A 20,074-nucleotide genomic window follows, 5' to 3' on the forward strand; every position below is an offset into this window, starting at 1 on the left:
TTCATCAATCGGCTGTTCACCCGCAGCGACTGAACCAGTGCGGATTTGATAGGCCAGGAGCCTGGGCGGCAGAAGGCGTCGAAGCGAAAAGTGGCCCCGGCGAGGACAGTTTTTGCCGGGTTTGCAGCCTCATAGCCGTAGATATGGGGCAAAAAGCCGGTGAAAAATGGACCGTCGCGGCCGCTTTGCAGCCGACGTCCCTTCTGCCGCCCAGGCTCCTAGCAGTGATAATCCTGGCATGTCCTCTCCCCCCAAAGTTCTGTTCGGCTTTCATGCCGTCGGAGTGCGTATCAAAACCGCACCGCACTCCGTGTTCGAGGTGTTTTTCGACGCATCGCGCCGCGACGCACGCATGCGCCAATTTGTAGATCGGACCAAAGAGGCCGGTATCCGGCTGATCGAGTCCGACGGGCTGCGCCTGGCCAAAATGTGCGGCAGCCATGGCCACCAAGGGGTGGTGGCGCGTGTTGATTCGCTGGCGCAGGTCAAGTCGCTGGACGAGTTGCTGGAGCAGCTCGAAGCAGGGTCGGATGAGCCGCCGCTGCTGCTGGTGCTGGACGGTGTGACCGATCCGCACAACCTGGGCGCCTGCCTGCGGGTGGCCGACGGCGCCGGTGCCCATGCGGTAATCGCGCCCAAGGACCATGCGGCCGGTATCAATGCGACGGTCGCCAAGGTGGCCAGCGGCGCTGCGGAAACCATGCCCTATTTCATGGTCACCAACCTGGCGCGCACCCTGGGCGAGCTCAAGGAACGCAACATCTGGTGCATAGGCACCAGTGATGACGCGCCCAAAACCATTTACGACGTCAAGCTGACCGGCCCCGTGGCGCTGGTGCTGGGTGCGGAAGGCGAGGGCATGCGCCAGCTCACGCGCAAGACCTGTGACGAGCTGGTCAGCATTCCGATGCGCGGCGCGGTCGAAAGCCTGAACGTCTCGGTGGCCAGCGGCGTGTGCCTGTACGAGGCCTTGCGCCAGCGCACCTGACTCTGGCGAAGCTGTTAAAACAGGTAGCCGCCCACCCGCTGCAGCAGCGATTCAGCTTCGGCGTAGCGGCCCAGGCCCTGCAGCACACGGGCCAGGGCGAGGTCACTGCGGACAATCAGTTCCGTGCTGATGACGGTGTTTTCAGCGGGGCTCAGGCCGGCGGTTGCCTGCGCCATGCGGCGATACTGATCAGCCTTGGCAGGCAAGCCACCGTTGGCATAAAGCAACGCCAGTTGCGTCAGGGCTTGCGCTTTTTCCAGGCCCGATTTTGTCTCCAACTGCGCTTGCAGGCTGCTGGTCATGGCGTCCATCTGTTCTTGCGCGGCAGCATCGGCGAGTTGGGCCACGCTGCGCAGCCATGACGCGCGTTCTGATAAGTTAGGATTTTTGCCGGCCTGTGCCAGGGCCGCATCGAGGCTTTGTTTGGCCTTGTCGCTTTGCCCCAGTTGCTGCTTGATTTGATGGTCAATCGCGTACAGGCGCAGTTGCGACCACGCATCGGGCGCCTGTTTGATCAGCTCGTCGATTTGCCCCGCGCTGGCCTGGGCTTTTGACCACATACCGGCCTTGATTTTTGCGCTCGCTTCGTTGGCCAACACCTCCGCCATGGAAACCGCCAGGTCACCCATGGCCGCGTTGGGTTGGCCAGGGCCGGTCACAGATTTCAGCGCATCGGCTGCCTGCGACAGAAAGTTTCTCGGTATCTCGGGCGCTATCTGCCCGCTTTGACTCAGAATGGATGCCACGCTGCCCAGCAGTTGCACACGCTCGGCCGCATTGTCCAGCGCCAGAATTTTGGCTTTCAGCACGTCGCTGACCACGCGTGCTGGGCCGATTTCGCGCCTTTGTATCGCCCATGCACGGGCTTTCAGGTCTGCGTTCCTGAGGGCAGCGGCGCCTTCGGGCTCCGCTGCCGCATTGCTAGCGGCCAGCGCCGCCTTCAAAACCTCTTGGGCGCGCGCCGACTGGCCGATTTCGGCCAGCACCCTGGCGAACTCGGCAGTCAAGACCTGCTTGGTTTGTTTGGGTACAGCAGTGGCGGTCGCGCCAGCGGCAGTTGGAGCGTCAGAAATTAGTTTATCCGCAAAAGTTGAGCCAGTGGCACCGTCAACGGCTTTGTCAATACCGCTGTTCGGTGACTGGCCGCCAGCACTGCCGGCACCTGCGGATTTGCCACCCGCACCGGCGCCGGCCAGCGCCCGCTCGGCCGAGGTGTTGCCAACGGATTTGGCGAGCGTCTGGGAGGCCGCAACGGCTTGTTCAATGGTCAGTCCCTTGGCTCCGATTTTTTTGCCGCCAGCGGCTTGGATCAATGGATCGTCAATGTCCGGATCGCCCGTGCCGACGCCAGCGCCGCCTCCGGCGCTATCTGCATCGGCGCCAGCGGCCTGGGCTGTTTTTTCCAGGCTGTCGGCACTCATGACTTTGGGCTGGCCGTCCTTGCTGCTGGCCGATTTGCCCCAGGGAAGGCCATCGGGTGACAAACCTTTGCCGCCGACGAAGGCCACCACCAGCAAAGCAAATACACCGACCACCTTCACCAGGCCCGAGACACCGCCTTTTTTCCGTTTGATTCCGTATTCCGCCTCTATTTCCTCGCGAACTTTGGCGCGCATGGCTGCTTCCATCATCTCGCGAGAGCGCTTGTCGCTGTCTTTGGCCGACTTGGCCTGCTGGTATTCGATCTTTCCGCGCTCTTGCTCCATCATCTTGCGCCGCAGGAGAAACTCGTCGGTGACTTTGTCCACGAAAATGCCGCAAGCCGGGCACTGGCGATTTTCTGGAAGGATCACCCGTTTTTGGCAAGCCGGGCAAGAGTAGGTGCCGTCGTAGCTGCCCGCCATTGCGGTCTGGATCGTCAGCAGCGGCGTGATGGTCACCAGCAGCCCGGCTTTGCTGAATTGCTCGTGCGCCACATCCGCTCTTTCGCGAGTCACACCCGCGCCTATTTTGGCCTGCGGGGAGCTGCGCAAAACCTGGATGAGGCGATCAACCTTGTCTGCAGCAATACCCGCTACATCACGCGCCAGGCGTTCAATCTCTTCAAGTTGTGCACCTGGAGGCACATTGATGACCACATCAAAAAGTGGTGTGTCCGATTCGATGGCGCCAGCTACGGGTTCAGACATTCAAGCTCCCATTTGATTAAGCTTTATTGTATCTATATGTATCTGATTCTCTGTGACGATAAAAGTAAGAGCGATAGCCTGTCCTGTTGAGGGCGGAAACGGTGGTTGTCTGGCGGCAAAAACTCGGCGTTTAGGTGTCCAGCTTGGATCTCAAACCCAACCGAACCAGCCCAGCAAGGCGCCCGAACCGAGCAGCCACAACATATGCAGTCGGGTGCGCCACACCACGACTGCTGCTAAACCAGCGAGCAGGCCCACCGGCCAGTCTTTCAGGCCGGTGACGTTGGCACTGGCCAGGACCCAGCCGGTGGCGATCAGCAATGCAATCACGACCGGGGCCATGCCCTGCTTGAAGGCGCGCACCCAGCGCAAGTTGCGGTTGCGGTGGCCCCAACTGGCGGCCAGGTAAGTCAGGGTGGTGCTCGGCAGCAGGATGCCCAGCATGGTGACCAACACGCCGAACAGCCCCATCAGTGGTCCGCCAGCGTTCAGGCCCACATGCCAGCCTATCAGCGCGACAAACAGCACGTTGGGGCCGGGGGCGGCCTGCGCAATCGCCACCGAAGCGTTGAACTGTGGATCGCTCAGCCAATGCTGGCGGTCCACCAGGTAGCGGTGCATGTCGGGCGCGGTGGTGATGGCGCCGCCCACCGACAGCAGCGACAGGAGCATGAAATGCCCGAACAGCGCCAGCCAGTCGCTCCATTGCAGGCTCAAGCTCATTGGTCCAGCTTCCTGTAGGTCAGGGTGCAGGCGGTCACGCCCAGCCCGAGCAGCACGTAGACCAGCGGAAGCCGCAGCAGCGCGATGCCGCTGAAACACAGCACGGCCAGCGCGATGCACATCGGCAGGCCCAGAGGGTGTTTTTTCAGAGCGCCCATCAACTTGAGCCCGGTGGCGGCGATCAAACCCGCAGCGACCGCGCCCATGCCGCGCAGCGCGCCGGCCACGCCGGGATGGCCGGCGAACTGCGCATAGACCAGGGCCAGCATCAGCACCACCAGCAAGGGCACGGTCAGCATGCCGGCCAGCGCCGCCATGGCACCACGCAGGCCAAAGTAGCGGTGGCCAATCATCAGCGACAGGTTGACCACGTTGGGGCCGGGCATGATCTGCGCCACCGCCCATTCCTCGACAAATTCCTCCCGCGTCAGCCAGCGTTTTTTCTCGACCAACTCGCGCTGCACCACGGCCAGCACACCGCCGAACCCCTGTAGGGCCAGCAGCGTGAACGAGACAAACAGGTCGGTGAGTGACTTCGGTTGCGGATGTGTGTCTTCGTCGTCGGCAGGCTGGGCGGTCATGGGCTGATTATCGCTGCTACGGATTTGATAGCTGCTGGCTCATGACTGACAGGGGTTGAGGTCCGATATGGCTTGAAGATGAAGGGGAAAAAAGGCAGACCAGCGTGATCGCGTCACGCTGCAGCGACCAGCAGCGCGAGATCGTGCTTCCGAAGCGGCCGCTTCACAGCCTGAGCGCCCAGGTTTCGCCGATGAGTTCCTTGCCGAAGCCAGTGTAGGGTTCGCTCCTGATGAGCTGGAAGCCGCGTCTGGCATAGATGTCTCGCGCGCTGCCCAGACAGCTGTTGGTCCATAGCACCATTTTTTTGTAGCCCTTGCTGCGCGCAAAGGCGATACATTCATCGGTCAGCAGGGCACCCAGGCCCCGGCCGCGCGCCTGCGGCGTCAGGATCAGCATGCGCAACTGGGCTACGGTGGGGGATTTGCGCACCACGAACACCGACCCCACGCGCTGCCCCTCCAGTTCGGCGATCCAGCAGCGTTCCCAGTCCGGCTGGTGCTTGCGCAGGTAGCCGGCAACGATGTCCGCCACCAACGCTTCGAAGGCGCTGTTCCAGCCGTACTCGCGCGCATAAACTTCACCATGTTGTTGCACCACCCAGCCCATGTCACCGGGCTGAGGGTCACGCAGCAGCACGCCGGGTGAGGCTGCGCTGGCAGCCGCCGGTTCAAGCAGGCGCTGCACCGTGGCCAGCGCATCCGTCAAGGTCTGTTGCGCCGGTGCGGCCAGCGGTGTCAGCAGGGCAGCAGCCTCATCGCGCGAGCGTTGTTGCAGCGGCGCAAATACCTGGTAACCGGCGTCGGTCAGGCGCAACAGGCTTTGCCGCGCGTCGGCTGGTGAGGCCGTGCGCTCCATCCAGCCCTTTACCTCGAAGCGGCGCAGGATGCGGCTCAGGTAACCCGCGTCCAGTGCCAGGTCGCGTCCCAGCTCGGTCGCCGTCGGCTGGTCGCGATGCGCCAGTTCATAAAGCACCCGCACCTCGGTCAGCGAAAACTCGCTGCCCAGGTAGGGGGCCAGCACACCGATGCGCTGGGTGTAAAAGCGGTTGAAGCCGCGCACGGCCTTGACGTGGGCGGTGGACACCGGGGGAGATGGAGCAGCCTTCATGGCAGCAATCATTCCCAAGTTAATTGACTAAGTCAAGTAAATTGATTCTCAAGCGGCGTCTGCATCGCCGCGGCTAATCAGGGTGCGCAGGATTTTTTTCAATGCCGTGACATCGCGCTCGCTGAAGCCTTCAAGCAGCGCGTCTTCATGCAGCTTGGCCTGCGCCAGCAGTGCGGCGACCGTCGCGCGCCCCTGCCTGGTTTCGAACACCAGCGTGCGCCGTGCATCGGCCGGGTCGACGCCGCGTTGCACCCAGCCGGCTTTTTCCATGCGCTGCACCAGTTTGGTCAGGGTCGGTTGCTGCGCCAGGATCTCGCGTGCCAGCTCGCCGATGGTCAGGCCGTCGCCGTCCGACAGCGTGGCCAGCAAGCGCCATTCGAGTGAACCCAGGCCGGCGGCCTGCACCTGGGCGTGAAACTCGCGATAAACGGTGTGGCTGGCGCGCGCCAGCAGGTAAGACAGGTAGCCGTCAATGAACCTGTCAGGTGGGGCGGGGCAGTCCGGTGCGGGGTTGCGGCTCACGGTATGTCTTTCTGCGCCCACGATGGAGTTGGTGTGCTTGCGGATTACATGAATATTCATATATTATGGACAGATGAATGCCGCCTTGCAAGCCATCCCGCAGATCGCCTCACCCCCGGACAGCCGGGCGCTGCGCACGGCGCTGGGCCAGTTCGCCACCGGCATCACGGTGGTCACCACGCGAGCGGCGGACTGCGCCTTTGTGGGTCTCACGGTCAACTCGTTTTCGGCGCTGTCGCTGGAGCCGGCGTTGATCCTGTGGTCGCTGCGTGGCAGCTCGCCCAGCCTGCCGGTGTTTGAAAACGCAGAGCGGTTTGTCGTCAATGTGCTCGCTGAAGCCCAGGTCGAGACATCGCGCAGGTTTGCCTTGCCGCTGGCCGACAAGTTCGACGGTGTGGCGCATGCTGAAAACGCCTGGGGCCAGCCGCTGATTCACGGCGCCGCTGCGTGGTTCGAATGCCGCACCGTGTCGCGGCAGATCGCCGGCGACCATTGCCTGTTCATTGCCGCGGTCGAGCGGTTTACGCTCTCCGATGCGGCTCCCTTGCTGTTTCATGCGGGCGGCTACTTCGCTCTCGGTTCACGTCTTTAAGGAAGTTTTTCATGCTGCAGGAACGAATTGAAGCCCGCTGGATTGACTGTTTTGTAGAGACCTTCGCGCTGTGCGGCGTGCAGGCCGGCGACACGGCGGCTATCCTGTCCGAGACGCAGTCGCGGCCGGTCAATGTGCAACTGGCCGAACTCGCGCTGGCGCGTCTGGGTGCGCGGGCTTTTCAGCTGGTGCTGGCCACGCCGCGGCTGGCTGCGCCTGTGCCCGTGCGCTCCACCGGTGCATCGGATGCCATCGGCCAGCTTGCTCCCGTGGTGCAGGCGCTGGCAGCCTGCACCTTTGTGGCCGATCTGACGGTGGAGGGCCTGCTGCACGCCGCCGAACTTCCCGCCATCCTGAAAGGCGGCACCCGTGTTTTGATGGTGTCCAACGAACATCCGGAAATCCTCGAGCGCTGCGTGCCCGATGCGGCGCTGGAGCCAAAGGTCAAGGCCGGCATCAAGCTGCTGCGCCATGCCAAAGCCATGCATGTCACCTCGTCCGCAGGCACCGATCTGCGCATTTCACTGGAGGGCGCACGAGCCGGTGGCGGCTGGGGCTACACGGCAAAGCCGGGCACCATTTCCCATTGGCCCGGCGGCCTGTGTCTGGCGTTTCCGGCCAAAGGCAGCGTCAACGGCAAACTTGTGCTGGACCAGGGCGATGTCAACCTGACTTTCAAGCGCTACCTTGAAAACCCGGTGGTACTGACGATCAAGGACGACTTTGTGACCGACATCGCCGGACAACATGCCGATGCAGACCTGATGCGCAGCTACTGGGCCGCCTGGGGCGACCGCGAGGCCTATGCGGTGTCGCATGTGGGCTGGGGCATGAACCCGAAAGCGCGCTGGGACGCCATGGCCTTTTATGACAAGAAAGACTTTAACGGCACCGAGTTGCGCGCCTTTGCCGGCAATTTTCTGTATTCGACCGGTGCCAACGAAGTCGCCGGGCGCCATACGCTGGGGCATTTTGACCTGCCACTTCGAGCCTGCACCCTGAGCCTGGACGGTCAGGTCATCGTGGACGCTGGCCGCCTCACGGGCGAGTTGGCCTGAGCCATGTGGCTGCCAGCCTATCTGGAGCAAGGGCAGGGCGATACCGCCGTTTTCCTGCTGCACGGTGTGGGGGGCGGCAAAGAGGCCTGGGCGCACAACCAGCCGGTTCTGGCCGCGCAGGGGTTCAGAACCATTGCCTGGGACATGCCCGGCTACGGCGCATCACTGCCGCTGGCGACGTGTAGCAACGCCGCACTGGCAGGCGCTCTCAAAGCCCTGATCGACCACATTGACGCAAAACGCAACGTCCTACTGGGCCACAGCATGGGCGGCATGATTGCACAGGAACTGGCGGCCTTGCACCCGTCGCTGGTGCATGGCCTGATTCTTCACAGCACCTCGCCAGCCTTCGGCAAAGGCGATGGGGTCTGGCAGCAGCAGTTCTTGCAGAGCCGTTTTGAGCCGCTGGACCGGGGCTTGAATATGGCCGGCCTCGCCGCACAGCTAGTGCCTGGCATGTTTGCACCTGATGCCGCCCCGGCGCGCATCGCCGGGGCGGCTGCACTGATGGGCAAGGTGCCGGTGGCCAGCTACCGCGCCGCGCTGTCCGCCATCGTGTCCTTCAACCGGCTCGCTGATCTGGGGCGGATTGAGGTGCCAACCCTGTGCCTGGCTGGCGAGCTGGACAAAAACGCGCCGCCTGCCGTGGTGGAAAAGATGGCAAGCCGGATAAGCGACGCTGAATATGTCTGCCTCGCCGCTACCGGCCATATCGCCAATATCGAAGCGCCTGATCTTTTCAATCACGCCGTAGTGTCCTTTCTGAAAAAACATTTTTTGTCCTGAGGTACTGCCATGTCCGCACTTCCCGTTTCCTCTTTGCCCAGCGCGCGTTACCTGCCGCCGTCGATCGCCGGCGACTACACCGAGCTCACGCCCAAACAGACGCAGCTGCTGGCCATCGCCGCCCGGCTGGGGCGCGAAAAATTTGCGCCACGTGCGCAGCAGATCGACCGCGACGCTGTGTTTCCGTTTGAGAACTATGCCGACCTGCGTGAGGCCGGTCTGCTGGGCATCTGCGTGCCCGAAGAACACGACGGCTGGGGCGCCGACTTTGCCACCTACGTCATGACTGCCGCCGAGATCGGCCGCCATTGCGGCGCCACGGCCTTGACCCTGAACATGCATGTGAGCTCGACCATGTGGACCGGCTTCATTGCCGATGACCTTGACATGACCGCCGAGCAACGCACCAACCATGAAGCCCACAGAAAAGTGCATTACCAGCGAGTGGTGAAAGACGGCAAGGTGTATTCGCAGCCTTTTTCCGAGGGCGGGGCGGCTGCCGCAGGCAAGGCGCCGTTTGGCACCCTGGCCCGCAAGGTGGACGGTGGTTATATCGTCAACGGCAAGAAGATTTTTGCCTCACTGGCCGGTGCCGCCGACTACTACGGCATTTTGTGCACCCTGGACAAACCTGGCGCCACGCAGCGCGACTCGCTGTACCTGGCGGTCGATAAAAACCTGGAGGGCGTGAGTGTCACCGGCGACTGGGACCCGCTGGGCATGCGTGGCACGGTTTCGCGCACGCTGATTTTCAAAGATGTGTTTGTGCCCGAGATCGAACGCCTGATTCCGGAAGGGATCTACGCTCAGGCTGCGCTGCGCTGGCCACACATGTTTGCCACGCTGTCGCCAACCTACATGGGCATCGCCCAGGCGGCTTACGATTTCACCGTGCAGTACCTGCGCGGCGAAGTACCCGGCACGCCGCCGGTGAAACGCCGCATGTACCCGACCAAGCAGATTGCGGTGGCTGAAATGAAAGTGCGGCTGGAGCAAACCCGCGCGATTTTTCTGCAAAACGCCCGCGCCGCACGGGTTGATCCCTCCAAGGAAATTCGCCTTGGGCTTTACGCGGCGCACTACACCATCATGGAAAACGCCAACGAGATCTGCCGCCTGGCCGTGCGCACCTGCGGCGGCCAGTCCATGCTCAAGAGTCTGCCGCTGGAGCGTATGTACCGCGATTCGCGCTGCGGCTCGTTGATGCTGCCGTGGACCGCCGAGCTCTGCATCGACCGGCTGGGTCGCGAATGCCTGTACGAGGCCGGTGAACAGGACGAGCAGGCGGTGCTTTAATTTTCTGACATGACCCTCGCGCAGATCATTGATCGGCACGCGCAGGTCTCTCCGCAGCGGGTGGCCCTGCATGCAGCCGGGCAAGACATCAGCTACGCCGACCTGTGGCAGCGCATCCAGCGCGCGACCAGCGTTCTGCTGAAAGCCGGGGTACAACCGGGCGACCGGATGGCCTGGCTGGGCTTCAACGATCCGGCGATGTTGGTGCTTCTGTTTGCGTTGGCGCGAGTGGGCGGCATCTTGCTGCCACTGAATTACCGGCTCTCGGGCACCGAACACGCGGCCATTCTTGGCCATGCGGGTGTGCGCCTGCTGGTCACCGATGTATCCCATGCCGCTGCGGCCAGCGCGTTGTCCGCGCAGACGGGTTGCGCACTGCTGCATGTCGACGCGCTGTCTGTAGCCAGCGTCGGCATCGAGCTGACCGCCCTCAGCTCAGACCCCGCCGCATCTGCGCTGCTCGTCTATACCTCCGGCACCGGCGGACAACCCAAAGGCGTACTACATTCTCAAGCCGGTCTGGTCTGGAACTGCGTGATTGCCACCCACGCCCAGGAACTGACGCCTGACGACCATGTGCTCAGCACGCTGCCGATGTTTCATGTGGGTGGGTTGTGCATCCAGACCCTGCCTGCCTTGCACGCTGGTGCAACGGTCACGCTGCATGCGCGTTTTGAGGCGGGTGCCTGGCTGGCCGACGTGGCAAAGCGGCAACCCACGTTGTCTTTGATGGTGCCCGCGACCTTGCGTGCGGTGCTGCACCACCCTGATTTTGCAAACACGGATATTTCATCCCTGAAGCTGCTGGTCGCAGGTTCATCGACCATTCCGGCGTCAATGATCAGCGCCATCCATGCCCGCGGCATCCCGGTCGGCCAGGTTTATGGCGCCACCGAAACCGGACCTGTATCCATCTACCTGCGCCGTGAAGAAGCCATGCGGCATGCCGGATCGGTCGGCAAGGCAGGCATTCATGTTGAAGTGCAACTGGTCAAGGAAACCGGCGCGTCAGCAGCGATTGGCGAGGTCGGTGAGATCTGGGTACGCGGCCCGAATTTATTGCAGGGCTATTGGGCAGACCCGGACAACCCGGCTTTTGCAGAGGGCTGGTTTCACACCGGTGATCTTGCACGCCGGGACGAAGCCGGGTTTTACGAGATTGTGGGCCGCTCCAAAGACATGATCATCTCGGGGGGAGAAAACATCTACCCGGCGGAGATCGAAAACCTGCTGGCCGACTGCCCGAAGATTCGCGAGGCAGCCGTGGTCGGCCAGCCAGATGCCCGCTGGGGCGAGATCGTGGTGGCCGTGGTGGTTCGGGCGCCCGGCGCCGAGCTTGATGCGGCGCAAGTGATGCAGCTGTTCGACCAGCGGCTTGCGCGCTTCAAACACCCCAAGCGGGTCGTGTTTTGCGATGCCTTGCCCAAAACGGCCCTGGGCAAGGTGCAAAAGGCCGGCCTGCTGGCGGCCATCGCCGGTCAATAAACCGGCTGGTGTTTTTTGATGCTGACCTTGACCTGATCGCTGAGTAAGAACCCCGGGCCAAACTTGCTTGCAAGCTGGTCGGCCCGTTTGGCAAATGCGTCCAACCCCATGCCGTAGATAAACTGCATCGCACCCCCGGTCCAGGCCGGAAAACCAATGCCAAAGATGGAGCCGATGTTGGCGTCGTGCACCGTCGTCAGAACGTTTTCACTCAGGCAGCGTGCGGTCTCCACAGCCTGTCGGTACAGCAACCGGTCTTTGATGTCGGTGATGTCCCAGGACACGGCCGGTTTTTCGAACAGGGTTTTGAGCTCGGGCCAGAGGCTTTTCTTTGCGCCTTTTTCAGCCGGGTAGTCGTAAAAACCGGCACCGGCCGCCCGGCCATTGCGGTCAAACTCCTTGACCATGCGCTCCACAATCAGCTCGCCTGGCGTCGCGATATAGGTTTTTTCTTCAGCCGCGAAGTCGGCACGGGTCTGGTCCAGCACATGCACGCTCAGCGACAGCGCGGTTTCATCAAGTACCGCAAGCGGGCCGACCGGCATGCCGCATTGCATGCCGGCATTTTCTATCGCGGCTGCCGGAATACCTTCGCCCAGCATGGCCGCACCCTCCATCACAAAAGTGCCAAAGGTGCGGCTGGTGTAAAACCCGCGCGAGTCGTTGACCACGATGGGAATTTTGCCGAGTGCCTGCACATAGTCAAAGGCGCGCGCCACGGTTTCATCGTCGGTCTGCTTGCCGCGAATGATCTCAACCAGCTTCATCTTGTCCACCGGGCTGAAGAAGTGGATACCTATGAATTTTTCGGGCCTTGCGCTGGCCGTGGCCAGCCCGCTGATGGGAAGGGTAGAGGTGTTGGAGGCAAAAAATCCGCCAGGGGCCAGCAGCGGCTCGGCTTCTTGTGTGACTTTGGCTTTCAGGTCGCGGCGTTCAAACACTGCTTCAATGATCAGGTCGCAGCCCGCCAGCTCAGCGACCTGGTCGGTGGCGGTGATGCGCGAGAGCAGGGCGCTTTGATCGGGCGCGCTCATGCGACCCTTGTCCACACGCTGCTGCGTGAGTTTGGCACTGTAAGCCTTGCCGACATCGGCCTTGTCCTGGCTGACATCCCTGAGAACGGTGCTGATGCCCCGGCTGGCCTGCACATACGCAATGCCTGCACCCATCATGCCCGCGCCCAGCAAGCCGACCTTTTGTGGCTTGTAGCGCGGAATGTCTTTGGGTCGCGACTGGCCGGACTTGATCGCGTTCATGTTGAAGAAGAAGGTGTTGATCATCGCCTTGGCCACCGGCGTCACCGCCAGCCGGGCCAGATAGCGGCTTTCGATGCGCAGCGCGGTGTCGTAATCCACCTGCGCGCCTTCAACCATCGCCGCCAATGCCGCTTCAGGAGCGGGGTAAAGTCCGCGCGTCTTCTGCTTGAGCACGGCAGGCGCCACGCTGAGCATGCCCGCCAGCTTGGGACTGGAAGGCAAGCCGCCTGGCATCCTGTAGTTTTTGTCGTCCCACGGGTGATGGGCCGGCGCGGCGGCGCCATCGTGGGTGGCAATCCACGCCAGCGCCGCCGGACGGAGTGCGGCGGCATCGGGCACCAATTCGTGCACCAGACCCAGCTCCAGCGCCTCACGCGGGTTGAACAATTTGCTTTCCAGGATGTAGGGCTGCGCACCCATCAGGCCCAACAGACGTGTCATTTTGGTGATGCCGCTGGCGCCCGGAATCAGTCCGAGGGTGATCTCGGGCAGGCCGAACTGGATCTTTTTGTCATCGACCGCAATGCGGTAATGGCCGATCAGCGCCACCTCCCAGCCGCCGCCCAGCGCAGCGCCATTGAGGCAGCTGACCACCGGCTTGCCCAGGGTTTCGAGCGTGCGAAAGTTTTTCTTCATGCGCTCGATTTCGGCAAACACCGCGCCCGCGTCGGACGCCTGGTTGCGCATCAGGCCCTTGAGGTCGGCACCGGCAAAAAAGGTGCTCTTGTTGGAGGCCAGCACGATGCCACGTATGGCTTCACGGTCTTTGAGCACCTGCGCGGTGACCTCGTTCAGGTCCTGCTGCCACTGCGCGCACATGGTGTTGACCGGCGAGCCTGGCTCGTCGAAGGTCAGGGTGGCAATGCCGTTGGCCAGTTCGTATTGAATGGTTTTCATCAGACTCTTTCGACAATCGTCGCGATACCCATGCCCCCACCGACACACAGCGTGGCCAGCCCGTACCGCAGCTTGCGCCTGTGCAACTCGTCAATCAGGGTGCTGAGGATCATGGCGCCGGTTGCGCCCAGCGGGTGGCCCATGGCAATCGCGCCGCCATTGACGTTGACCTTGTCGTGCGGCACCTTCATCTCCTTCATGAAACGCATCACCACGGCGGCAAAGGCTTCGTTCACTTCAAACAGGTCGATCTGGTCAATGCTCAAGCCAGCCTTGGCCAGCGCCTTGCGGGCGGCGGGCATGGGGCCGGTCAGCATGATGGTCGGGTCTGCGCCGCTCAACGCCGCCGCCACAATGCGGGCGCGCGGCGTGAAGCCATGGACTTTCCCCGCCGCTTCCGAGCCGACCAGCACCGCAGCCGCGCCGTCTACGATGCCCGACGAGTTGCCGGCATGGTGCACATGGTGGATGCGTTCGACCTGCGGGTACCGCGTCAGCGCCACCTGATCGAAACCCATGGCACCCAGCTGTTCAAAAGCCGGTTTGAGCGCGGCCAGGCCTTCCAGCGTGGTGTGCGGCTTGATGAATTCGTCCTGGGCCAGAATGGTTTGATCCAGAAAATCCTTGACGGGAACGACGGATCGGTCGAAGTAGCCCGCATCACGGGCTGTGGCGGCGCGCTTCTGGCTCTCCAGTGCAAAAGCGTCTACGTCGGCGCGGCTGAAACCTTCCAGAGTGGCAATCAAATCGGCGCCTATGCCTTGTGGCACAAACGCCGTGGCGCTGTTGGTCTCTGGGTCCTGCGCCCAGGCGCCGCCGTCTGAGCCAATCGGCACGCGGCTCATGCTTTCGACGCCGCCCGCAACCACCAGGTCTTCCCAACCGGAGCGCACCTTTTGTGCGGCCATGTTGACGGCCTCCAGGCCCGACGCGCAAAAGCGGTTGATCTGTACGCCAGAGGCGCGAAAGTCCCAGCCGGCTTTCAACGCAGCGACCTTGGCAATGACCGAGCCCTGCTCGCCGATAGGTGAGACCACACCCATCACCACGTCGTCGACCTGCGCCGTGTCAAAGCCATTGCGGTGCTGCAGCTCCGTTAACACGCCAGCCAGCAGATTGACGGGTTTGACCTCGTGCAGGCTGCCGTCTTTTTTGCCCTTGCCGCGTGGCGTGCGGATGGCGTCGTAGATGAATGCTTCGGTCATGGGAGGCTCCTGCGGAAAAGAGGGTGCAGGAACGAGTATATTCATTTCACCAAGCAAACGCTTTCCATAAATATGGCCCAGGCCTTCAACCCGACAGGTGACCCATGATCGACCGTACCCTTTTCAACAGCGACCACGAGGCCTTCCGCGACGCCTTTCGCAAGTTTTGCGACAAGGAGATTGCGCCTTTCCACGAGGCATGGGAAGAACAGGGGTATGTGGACCGCGCGGTCTGGAACAAGGCTGGCGCGAACGGCTTTTTGTGCATGACCATGCCGGAAGCCTATGGCGGATCGGGCGCCGACAAGCTGTACTCGGTGGTCCAGATGGAAGAGCTGGCACGCGGCGGTTTCAGTGGCATCGGCTACGGCCTGCACAGCGAAATTGTTGCGCCTTACATCCTCCACTACGGCACAGAGGCGCAAAAACTCAAGTACCTGCCCAAACTCGCAAGCGGCGAGATGGTAGGTGCGATTGCGATGAGTGAACCCGCTGCGGGCTCCGACCTGCAAGGCGTGAAGACCACTGCGATCAAACAGGCCGATGGCAGCTACCTGCTCAATGGCAGCAAGACTTTCATCACCAATGGCTGGCACGCTGACCTCGTGGTGGTGGTGGCCAAGACGAATCCGGCAGCGGGTGCCAAGGGCACCAGCTTGCTGCTGGTCGAGCGCGGCATGCCGGGTTTTTCGGTCGGCAAGCGCCTCAAAAAACTGGGACTCAAGGCGCAAGACACCTCGGAGTTGTTTTTCTCTGATGTGAGCGTTCCAGCGGCCAATCTGCTGGGCGGCGAAACGCATGAAAACCGTGGCTTCATCTGCCTGATGGAGCAACTACCGTGGGAGCGGCTGCAGATTGCCATCACAGCCGTCGCCTCGGCGCAGGCGGCCATCGACTGGACGGTGGCCTATGTGAAGGAGCGCAAGGTCTTCGGCCAGCCGGTGGCCAGCTACCAGAACACGCGCTATACCCTGGCCGAGTTGCAGACACAGGTGCAGGTGGCGCGCGTCTTCATCGACAAATGCACCGAACTTCTGGCCAGCGACAAGCTCGACACCGCGACCGCCAGCATGGCCAAGTACTGGACCACCGACCTGCAGTGCAAGGTCATGGACGAATGTGTGCAGTTATTCGGTGGTTACGGCTACATGTGGGAGTACCCCATCACCCGAGCTTACGCCGACGCGCGTGTGCAGCGGATTTACGGCGGCACCAACGAGATCATGAAAGAGGTGGTCTCGCGCGCGATGGGGCTGGGTGCCAAATAAGTTCCACGCGATTCCTTTGCCGGTCAGGTTGTTCTTCACTGCATCGGTACAGCGTTGCGGCAGCTTCACGTTGTACGACAAAGCGTTTGAGGCGGTGTCTTGAAAAGTTCTAAAACCGATGTGTACTTGTGGCCTAAAGGCTTACTCATCGTGCGTATCTCAAAATGTGACACGAATTTGTCACAAGCGTCGCGCTTCAAAATTCCATGTATCCGAACGTGACATCTCGTAATGAAAAGAATACGATCTCAGCGTGGCAGGTCGGGAGATCGGGGGAGTTTTTCTGCAGACACCTGATCACTCGAACCACGACTTTAAAACTACCAAGACAACGAACACCGTTTTTCGTCATGTCATTCTTTCAAAACTTGTTTTCATCCTCACACGGTGGTGCCAAGGAAGTCGGCGTCGGGCAGGAGACCGGGCCTGTGAAGATGAATCTGGACGAACGCATGGCCTTTCGCCGAGAGATGCTTTTTGATTCGGTCAAAAGTACGATGGAAAGCCGGGGCATCTTGAGCGCGAGTTACCGCTTCAAAGTTGTGCGCGCTGACAGGCGTGGTCATAGCTTTGTCGTGATGGTGGATTTATCTACCGACTTCATGGATGCCGAACAAGGCCATCAACGGTCCTTGATGGCGCTCGGCGAGGCCATCAAGAAAAACGCCTTGACCCGTTATGGCCTGGGTGTGGCGGCGGTGTACTGGCGCGTCAATGAAGAGATCACAGGTTTTGATCCCCAGCGCGCGAGCGATGCGGCCACGCATGGTGACACTTCCCCCGAAGCTGCGCGTTCTGCCAATCTGAAAAATTATGAACGTGCCACCGCGCAAGAGTTGGCCGCTTTTGAGGCCGCCTGGCAAAAAAACGGTCAGTTGTCTCTCGGCGACCGGACTTACTCATCCGATCTGGCGCCGCTCGGTGGTCCCGACAGCAAGGACAGCGGCAAAGACAGCCGATAGCTCCTCGCTTGCCGGTCGCTCCGCCCGATAATGGCGGTCTGTTCACCGACCGGATTCCCGCCATGTTTTTTCCTGTTTTCTGCCTGCATCCGCCAGGCTTCTCCGGTCCGTCCCTGAAGGTCCCCGCGTGAGCGCGTCCCACCTCAACTGGCCCGAAGCCGGTGAAACGCGGTCTGCGCGGTGGCGCTCTGAAAGCGGGGCCCCGCCGCCCAAACGTGTGGTGCTTGCCGATGACTCCCTGACCGCCGATGCGGCCTTCCGGCTGGCCAGCGAAGGCACAGGCATGTTGTGGCGCGGCGACTTTCAAAATGCGCGCCTGCTGCTGCAGGCGCTGGCGCGGCGCATCGACAAACCGCGAAAGACAAAAAGGGCCAAAGCGGACACCCCGACGCCATCTTCCGTTGATAACTTCAACCTGTACCGCCAGGCGCAGTCACAGCGTGCCCGCACGCTGGCAATGTTGCTGATCGAGTTTGACGGGGCGCATCACATCACGCTGCGGCGCGCGCCCGATGTGGTGCAGGCCTGCAGTGAGGTTTATGGTGCCGGCGATACCGCGCAGGGCAACTACGTGGCGCCGCTGCGCGAGCTGCAGGGCCTGATCGGTGCGCATGAGTGGCGCAAAAAGGGTGTAGCCATCGCGGCTCTGGGTGGGGACCGCATTCATCCGCACTATGGTGTGTTTGCGCCGGTGCGCGGGGACTATATGGAACTGCTGGCCCAGGCGCCGTTGCCGCCAGCGCTGTCTGCAGGCGGTGTGGCCTTCGACATCGGCACTGGCACCGGTGTGCTGGCCGCGCTGCTGGTGCGCCGTGGCGTTGCGCGGGTGGTGGCCACCGACACCGACCCGCGCGCGCTGGCCTGTGCGCGTGAGAACCTGGCACGGCTGGTACCGGGCGGACAGGTTGAGCTGGTGCAGGCCGACCTGTTTCCCGAGGGCGTGGCGCCCTTGGTTATTTGCAACCCGCCCTGGGTCCCGGCGCGGCCGAGTTCGCCGATAGAACACGCGGTGTACGACCCGGACAGCCGCATGTTGCGCGGTTTTCTCAATGGCCTGGCCGCGCATCTGGCGCCCGGCGGTGAAGGCTGGTTGATCCTGTCGGACCTGGCCGAACACCTGGGTTTGCGCTCACGCGCTGACTTGCTGGCCTGGATGGATGCCGCTGGCCTACAGCCGCTGCACCGGCTGGATGTGCAGCCCATCCATCCCAAGGCCGACGACCTGACCGATCCGCTGCATGCAGCACGCTCGGCCGAAGTCACCTCGCTATGGCGCCTGGTCGTGAAAACAGTGGCCTGACGCACCTCCATGTCCCTCGGCACGGGCGCGTGGCGGCCTACCTGGCCAGCCAGCGGCGCATCGCTTTCAACGAAGACGACATCTTCCGGCGCTACCCCGAACTTGACGCCTGATTGGCGACTGCTTGAAGCGGTGAAGCAGGCTTGGTGGACCTGTTCGTGGCCCGCTTGCGCAGCGCTTTTGACGCAGCCGACATATGGCGTCTTCTCCTACATCTGCGCATGCATGTGCCTGACCGCAGGCCTGTGGGTGCGCGGTGAGGATGATTTTCTGACGGGGTTAAACCACGCAAACCCGGCGCTCACCTTGCCCTGTTTGCAGCGAGCTTGCCCCCGCTTCGTGACCCTAACCATTCATCCTTAAGGAGCATCATCATGGCACTTGACCATAAAGACAAAGATCTCAATCTCGACCCGATCACTGACGCGCCTGGCGCGCATCCCGTGGGAACCGGCCTGGGCGCGGCGGCCGGTGGCGCTGCTGCGGGTGCTGCGGCAGGCGCATTCGGCGGGCCTGTTGGCGCCGTAGCCGGTGCTGTGGTTGGCGCTGTTGTCGGCGGCCTCGGTGGCAAGGCAGTGGCCGAGGCCATCAACCCCACGGCCGAAGAGGCTTACTGGCGAGACCAGTACACGAAGGAGCCCTATTACCAGTCAGGGCGCAGTTACGATGACTATGCGCCGGCCTACCGCCTGGGTCTGTACGGGCGCAGCAACCGCACCGGCACTTTTGACGACGCGCAAAGCGATCTGTCGGTTTATTGGGACAGCAAGAAAGATCGGTCCACGCTTTCCTGGCCAGAGGCGGAAGCCGCCAGCCGCGCTGCCTGGACGCGTGTGGACCAGCAGCTTACCGGCAGCGAATCCGTCTCCGGCCAGGTTGCCGACAATGATGACGTGATCGACACCCTCAATGACTTGCTTGAATCCAGCCGCGATGGCGAGTACGGTTTCACCGAGTGCGCGGAACATGTGAAGGCCCAGGACATCAAGACCCTGCTGCTGCGTCACGCCGACGAGTGCCGCGGCGCAGCGGCCGAGCTGGCCGGCCAGATCCGCCAGTTCGGCGGTGAACCGGACGAAGGCGGAACCACCAGCGGTGCACTGCATCGCGGCTGGGTCTCGGTGCGTGGCGCGCTCAGCGGCTACACCGACCTGGCGATGCTGGAAGAGTGTGAGCGCGGCGAGGACGCGGCGCTTGCCCGTTACCGCAAGGCGCTCAAGGAAGAGGGTCTGCCTTCCGGCATACGCGCATTGGTCGAGCGCCAGGCACAGGGGGCGCAGCGCAACCATGACCAGATCAAGGCCATGCGCGACGCGCTCAGGGCGGCATCCTGATCTGTTCCTGACAGGAACAAAAAAGCTGGCCTCGGCCAGCTTTTTTTATGTTTGCAAGTTGCTGTCGGCTCAGTCTTTCGATCCGTGCTTGCCGCCGTGGTGGTCATCGTCGTGGTCGTCGTCGCCGTGGCCCTTGCCTCGGTGCTTGTCGTGTTTGTCCTTCTTGGGCTTTTTCTCTTTCACCGCGTAGCTGGTGTCACGCACCCAGTAGCCGGGTTGGCGGACATAGCCATTGCCGGTTTGCACCCAGTTGTCAGGCGCCCAGCGGTAACCGTCGCGTTTGCTCATGGCGCGGCCACGCACCCAGACATGGCGGTCGCCGTTCCAGGCCCAGTAGCCGGGCGCCCAGGCCTGGGTTGGCGCCAGCACCGGTACCACTTCGTACAGGACAGGTGGCGGCGCTATTCCGATATTGATGGTGACCTGCGCCAGCGCCGGGGCGGTGGCGCCCGCAAGCACGGCGGCCAGCAGGATTGTTTTCAGTGCGTGTTTGATGGTCATGGGGATCTCCCTGGGGTTGTCGATGACAGTATTGGCGTGCTGTGCCTGCGGCGTACGCTTCGGCCGGTAAAGTTATGCATACC

The 20,074-nt window shown here is 62.3% G+C and carries 19 protein-coding genes; 11 read left to right on the top strand and 8 right to left on the bottom strand.

Features of this window, described 5'->3' with window-relative positions; genetic code table 11:
• The first annotated feature begins 238 nt into the window (after window positions 1–238).
• A complete protein-coding gene (gene rlmB / locus Q8O29_RS01655) occupies window positions 239–988 on the top strand; it encodes a 23S rRNA (guanosine(2251)-2'-O)-methyltransferase RlmB (protein WP_305560319.1) in 750 nt (249 codons plus the stop codon).
• Window positions 989–1,002: 14 nt separating this feature from the next.
• Here rlmB and Q8O29_RS01660 read toward each other — a convergent pair whose 3' ends face one another.
• From Q8O29_RS01660 to Q8O29_RS01680, 5 genes are all read right to left on the bottom strand, one after another.
• Entirely contained in the window at window positions 1,003–3,117 is a 2,115-nt protein-coding gene (locus Q8O29_RS01660) for a hypothetical protein (RefSeq protein WP_305560320.1), read from the bottom strand.
• 150 nt (window positions 3,118–3,267) lie between these two features.
• Window positions 3,268–3,840 carry a chromate transporter gene (locus Q8O29_RS01665; protein WP_305560321.1) on the bottom strand — a complete coding sequence of 191 codons (573 nt, stop codon included), beginning with the start codon at window positions 3,838–3,840 and terminating at the stop codon, window positions 3,268–3,270.
• Complete coding sequence (locus Q8O29_RS01670) at window positions 3,837–4,421, bottom strand: chromate transporter (RefSeq protein ID WP_305560322.1); 585 nt, start codon at window positions 4,419–4,421, stop codon at window positions 3,837–3,839. The genes Q8O29_RS01665 and Q8O29_RS01670 overlap by 4 nt, the downstream gene beginning before the upstream one ends.
• A 163-nt stretch (window positions 4,422–4,584) precedes the next feature.
• On the bottom strand, window positions 4,585–5,529 hold the full coding sequence (locus Q8O29_RS01675) for a helix-turn-helix domain-containing GNAT family N-acetyltransferase (protein ID WP_305560323.1): 945 nt from the start codon (window positions 5,527–5,529) through the stop codon (window positions 4,585–4,587).
• Window positions 5,530–5,577: 48 nt separating this feature from the next.
• A complete protein-coding gene (locus Q8O29_RS01680; RefSeq protein ID WP_305560324.1) occupies window positions 5,578–6,111 on the bottom strand; it encodes a MarR family winged helix-turn-helix transcriptional regulator in 534 nt (177 codons plus the stop codon).
• 13 nt (window positions 6,112–6,124) lie between these two features.
• Between Q8O29_RS01680 and Q8O29_RS01685 the strand changes: the two genes are divergently transcribed.
• The 5 genes from Q8O29_RS01685 to Q8O29_RS01705 are packed head-to-tail and all read left to right on the top strand — an operon-like array spanning window position 6,125 to window position 11,268.
• On the top strand, window positions 6,125–6,643 hold the full coding sequence (locus Q8O29_RS01685; protein ID WP_305560325.1) for a flavin reductase family protein: 519 nt from the start codon (window positions 6,125–6,127) through the stop codon (window positions 6,641–6,643).
• Window positions 6,644–6,654: 11 nt separating this feature from the next.
• Window positions 6,655–7,701, top strand: a complete 1,047-nt coding sequence (locus Q8O29_RS01690; RefSeq protein ID WP_305560326.1) for a peptidase M29 — start codon at window positions 6,655–6,657, stop codon at window positions 7,699–7,701.
• Between the two features lie 3 nt (window positions 7,702–7,704).
• Window positions 7,705–8,487, top strand: a complete 783-nt coding sequence (locus Q8O29_RS01695) for an alpha/beta fold hydrolase (protein WP_305560327.1) — start codon at window positions 7,705–7,707, stop codon at window positions 8,485–8,487.
• Window positions 8,488–8,520: 33 nt separating this feature from the next.
• Complete coding sequence (locus Q8O29_RS01700) at window positions 8,521–9,783, top strand: acyl-CoA dehydrogenase family protein (RefSeq protein WP_371134130.1); 1,263 nt, start codon at window positions 8,521–8,523, stop codon at window positions 9,781–9,783.
• 9 nt (window positions 9,784–9,792) lie between these two features.
• A complete protein-coding gene (locus tag Q8O29_RS01705; protein WP_305560329.1) occupies window positions 9,793–11,268 on the top strand; it encodes a class I adenylate-forming enzyme family protein in 1,476 nt (491 codons plus the stop codon).
• Here Q8O29_RS01705 and Q8O29_RS01710 read toward each other — a convergent pair.
• Both Q8O29_RS01710 and Q8O29_RS01715 read right to left on the bottom strand, forming a co-directional pair.
• Window positions 11,262–13,421: a 3-hydroxyacyl-CoA dehydrogenase NAD-binding domain-containing protein gene (locus tag Q8O29_RS01710; protein WP_305560330.1), complete on the bottom strand. Its 2,160-nt coding sequence runs from the start codon at window positions 13,419–13,421 to the stop codon at window positions 11,262–11,264. The two genes, Q8O29_RS01705 and Q8O29_RS01710, sit on opposite strands and share 7 nt — an antisense overlap.
• Entirely contained in the window at window positions 13,421–14,626 is a 1,206-nt protein-coding gene (locus Q8O29_RS01715; RefSeq protein WP_305560331.1) for an acetyl-CoA C-acetyltransferase, read from the bottom strand. Before Q8O29_RS01715 ends, Q8O29_RS01710 begins: the two co-directional genes overlap by 1 nt.
• A 104-nt stretch (window positions 14,627–14,730) precedes the next feature.
• Between Q8O29_RS01715 and Q8O29_RS01720 the strand changes: the two genes are divergently transcribed.
• The 5 genes from Q8O29_RS01720 (at window position 14,731) to Q8O29_RS01740 (ending at window position 19,490) form a co-directional block, all read left to right on the top strand.
• Window positions 14,731–15,894, top strand: coding sequence for an acyl-CoA dehydrogenase family protein (locus Q8O29_RS01720; RefSeq protein ID WP_305560332.1), 1,164 nt, complete (start codon window positions 14,731–14,733; stop codon window positions 15,892–15,894).
• 206 nt (window positions 15,895–16,100) lie between these two features.
• Window positions 16,101–16,856 (top strand): hypothetical protein, encoded by a 756-nt coding sequence (locus Q8O29_RS01725; RefSeq protein WP_305560333.1) that lies wholly within the window; start codon window positions 16,101–16,103, stop codon window positions 16,854–16,856.
• A 127-nt stretch (window positions 16,857–16,983) separates the two neighbouring features.
• Window positions 16,984–18,156, top strand: coding sequence for a class I SAM-dependent methyltransferase (locus Q8O29_RS01730; protein WP_305560334.1), 1,173 nt, complete (start codon window positions 16,984–16,986; stop codon window positions 18,154–18,156).
• Window positions 18,126–18,269: a hypothetical protein gene (locus Q8O29_RS20325; protein WP_371134124.1), complete on the top strand. Its 144-nt coding sequence runs from the start codon at window positions 18,126–18,128 to the stop codon at window positions 18,267–18,269. Before Q8O29_RS01730 ends, Q8O29_RS20325 begins: the two co-directional genes overlap by 31 nt.
• Window positions 18,270–18,530: 261 nt before the next feature.
• On the top strand, window positions 18,531–19,490 hold the full coding sequence (locus tag Q8O29_RS01740; RefSeq protein ID WP_305560335.1) for a PA2169 family four-helix-bundle protein: 960 nt from the start codon (window positions 18,531–18,533) through the stop codon (window positions 19,488–19,490).
• A 69-nt stretch (window positions 19,491–19,559) separates the two neighbouring features.
• On the opposite strand, the gene Q8O29_RS01745 is transcribed toward Q8O29_RS01740, so the two are convergent.
• Window positions 19,560–19,991, bottom strand: coding sequence for a hypothetical protein (locus Q8O29_RS01745; RefSeq protein ID WP_305560336.1), 432 nt, complete (start codon window positions 19,989–19,991; stop codon window positions 19,560–19,562).
• Between the last annotated feature and the right edge of the window lie 83 nt (window positions 19,992–20,074).

Source organism: Polaromonas sp. (assembly GCF_030689685.1).
In the GTDB taxonomy this organism is placed as follows: Bacteria; Pseudomonadota; Gammaproteobacteria; order Burkholderiales; family Burkholderiaceae_C; genus Polaromonas.

Bases quoted from the DNA above. Each gene is read 5' to 3' on its own strand.
- Q8O29_RS01695 (WP_305560327.1), top strand. From the start codon at position 7,705: ATGTGGCTGCCAGCCTATCTGGAGCAAGGGCAGGGCGATACCGCCGTT.
- Q8O29_RS01670 (WP_305560322.1), bottom strand. From the start codon at position 4,421: ATGACCGCCCAGCCTGCCGACGACGAAGACACACATCCGCAACCGAAG.
- Q8O29_RS20325 (WP_371134124.1), top strand. From the start codon at position 18,126: ATGGCGCCTGGTCGTGAAAACAGTGGCCTGACGCACCTCCATGTCCCT.
- Q8O29_RS01660 (WP_305560320.1), bottom strand. From the start codon at position 3,117: ATGTCTGAACCCGTAGCTGGCGCCATCGAATCGGACACACCACTTTTT.
- Q8O29_RS01725 (WP_305560333.1), top strand. From the start codon at position 16,101: ATGTATCCGAACGTGACATCTCGTAATGAAAAGAATACGATCTCAGCG.
- Q8O29_RS01710 (WP_305560330.1), bottom strand. From the start codon at position 13,421: ATGAAAACCATTCAATACGAACTGGCCAACGGCATTGCCACCCTGACC.
- Q8O29_RS01665 (WP_305560321.1), bottom strand. From the start codon at position 3,840: ATGAGCTTGAGCCTGCAATGGAGCGACTGGCTGGCGCTGTTCGGGCAT.
- Q8O29_RS01720 (WP_305560332.1), top strand. From the start codon at position 14,731: ATGATCGACCGTACCCTTTTCAACAGCGACCACGAGGCCTTCCGCGAC.
- Q8O29_RS01715 (WP_305560331.1), bottom strand. From the start codon at position 14,626: ATGACCGAAGCATTCATCTACGACGCCATCCGCACGCCACGCGGCAAG.
- Q8O29_RS01690 (WP_305560326.1), top strand. From the start codon at position 6,655: ATGCTGCAGGAACGAATTGAAGCCCGCTGGATTGACTGTTTTGTAGAG.
- Q8O29_RS01675 (WP_305560323.1), bottom strand. From the start codon at position 5,529: ATGAAGGCTGCTCCATCTCCCCCGGTGTCCACCGCCCACGTCAAGGCC.
- Q8O29_RS01705 (WP_305560329.1), top strand. From the start codon at position 9,793: ATGACCCTCGCGCAGATCATTGATCGGCACGCGCAGGTCTCTCCGCAG.
- rlmB (WP_305560319.1), top strand. From the start codon at position 239: ATGTCCTCTCCCCCCAAAGTTCTGTTCGGCTTTCATGCCGTCGGAGTG.
- Q8O29_RS01745 (WP_305560336.1), bottom strand. From the start codon at position 19,991: ATGACCATCAAACACGCACTGAAAACAATCCTGCTGGCCGCCGTGCTT.
- Q8O29_RS01680 (WP_305560324.1), bottom strand. From the start codon at position 6,111: ATGAATATTCATGTAATCCGCAAGCACACCAACTCCATCGTGGGCGCA.
- Q8O29_RS01740 (WP_305560335.1), top strand. From the start codon at position 18,531: ATGGCACTTGACCATAAAGACAAAGATCTCAATCTCGACCCGATCACT.
- Q8O29_RS01685 (WP_305560325.1), top strand. From the start codon at position 6,125: ATGAATGCCGCCTTGCAAGCCATCCCGCAGATCGCCTCACCCCCGGAC.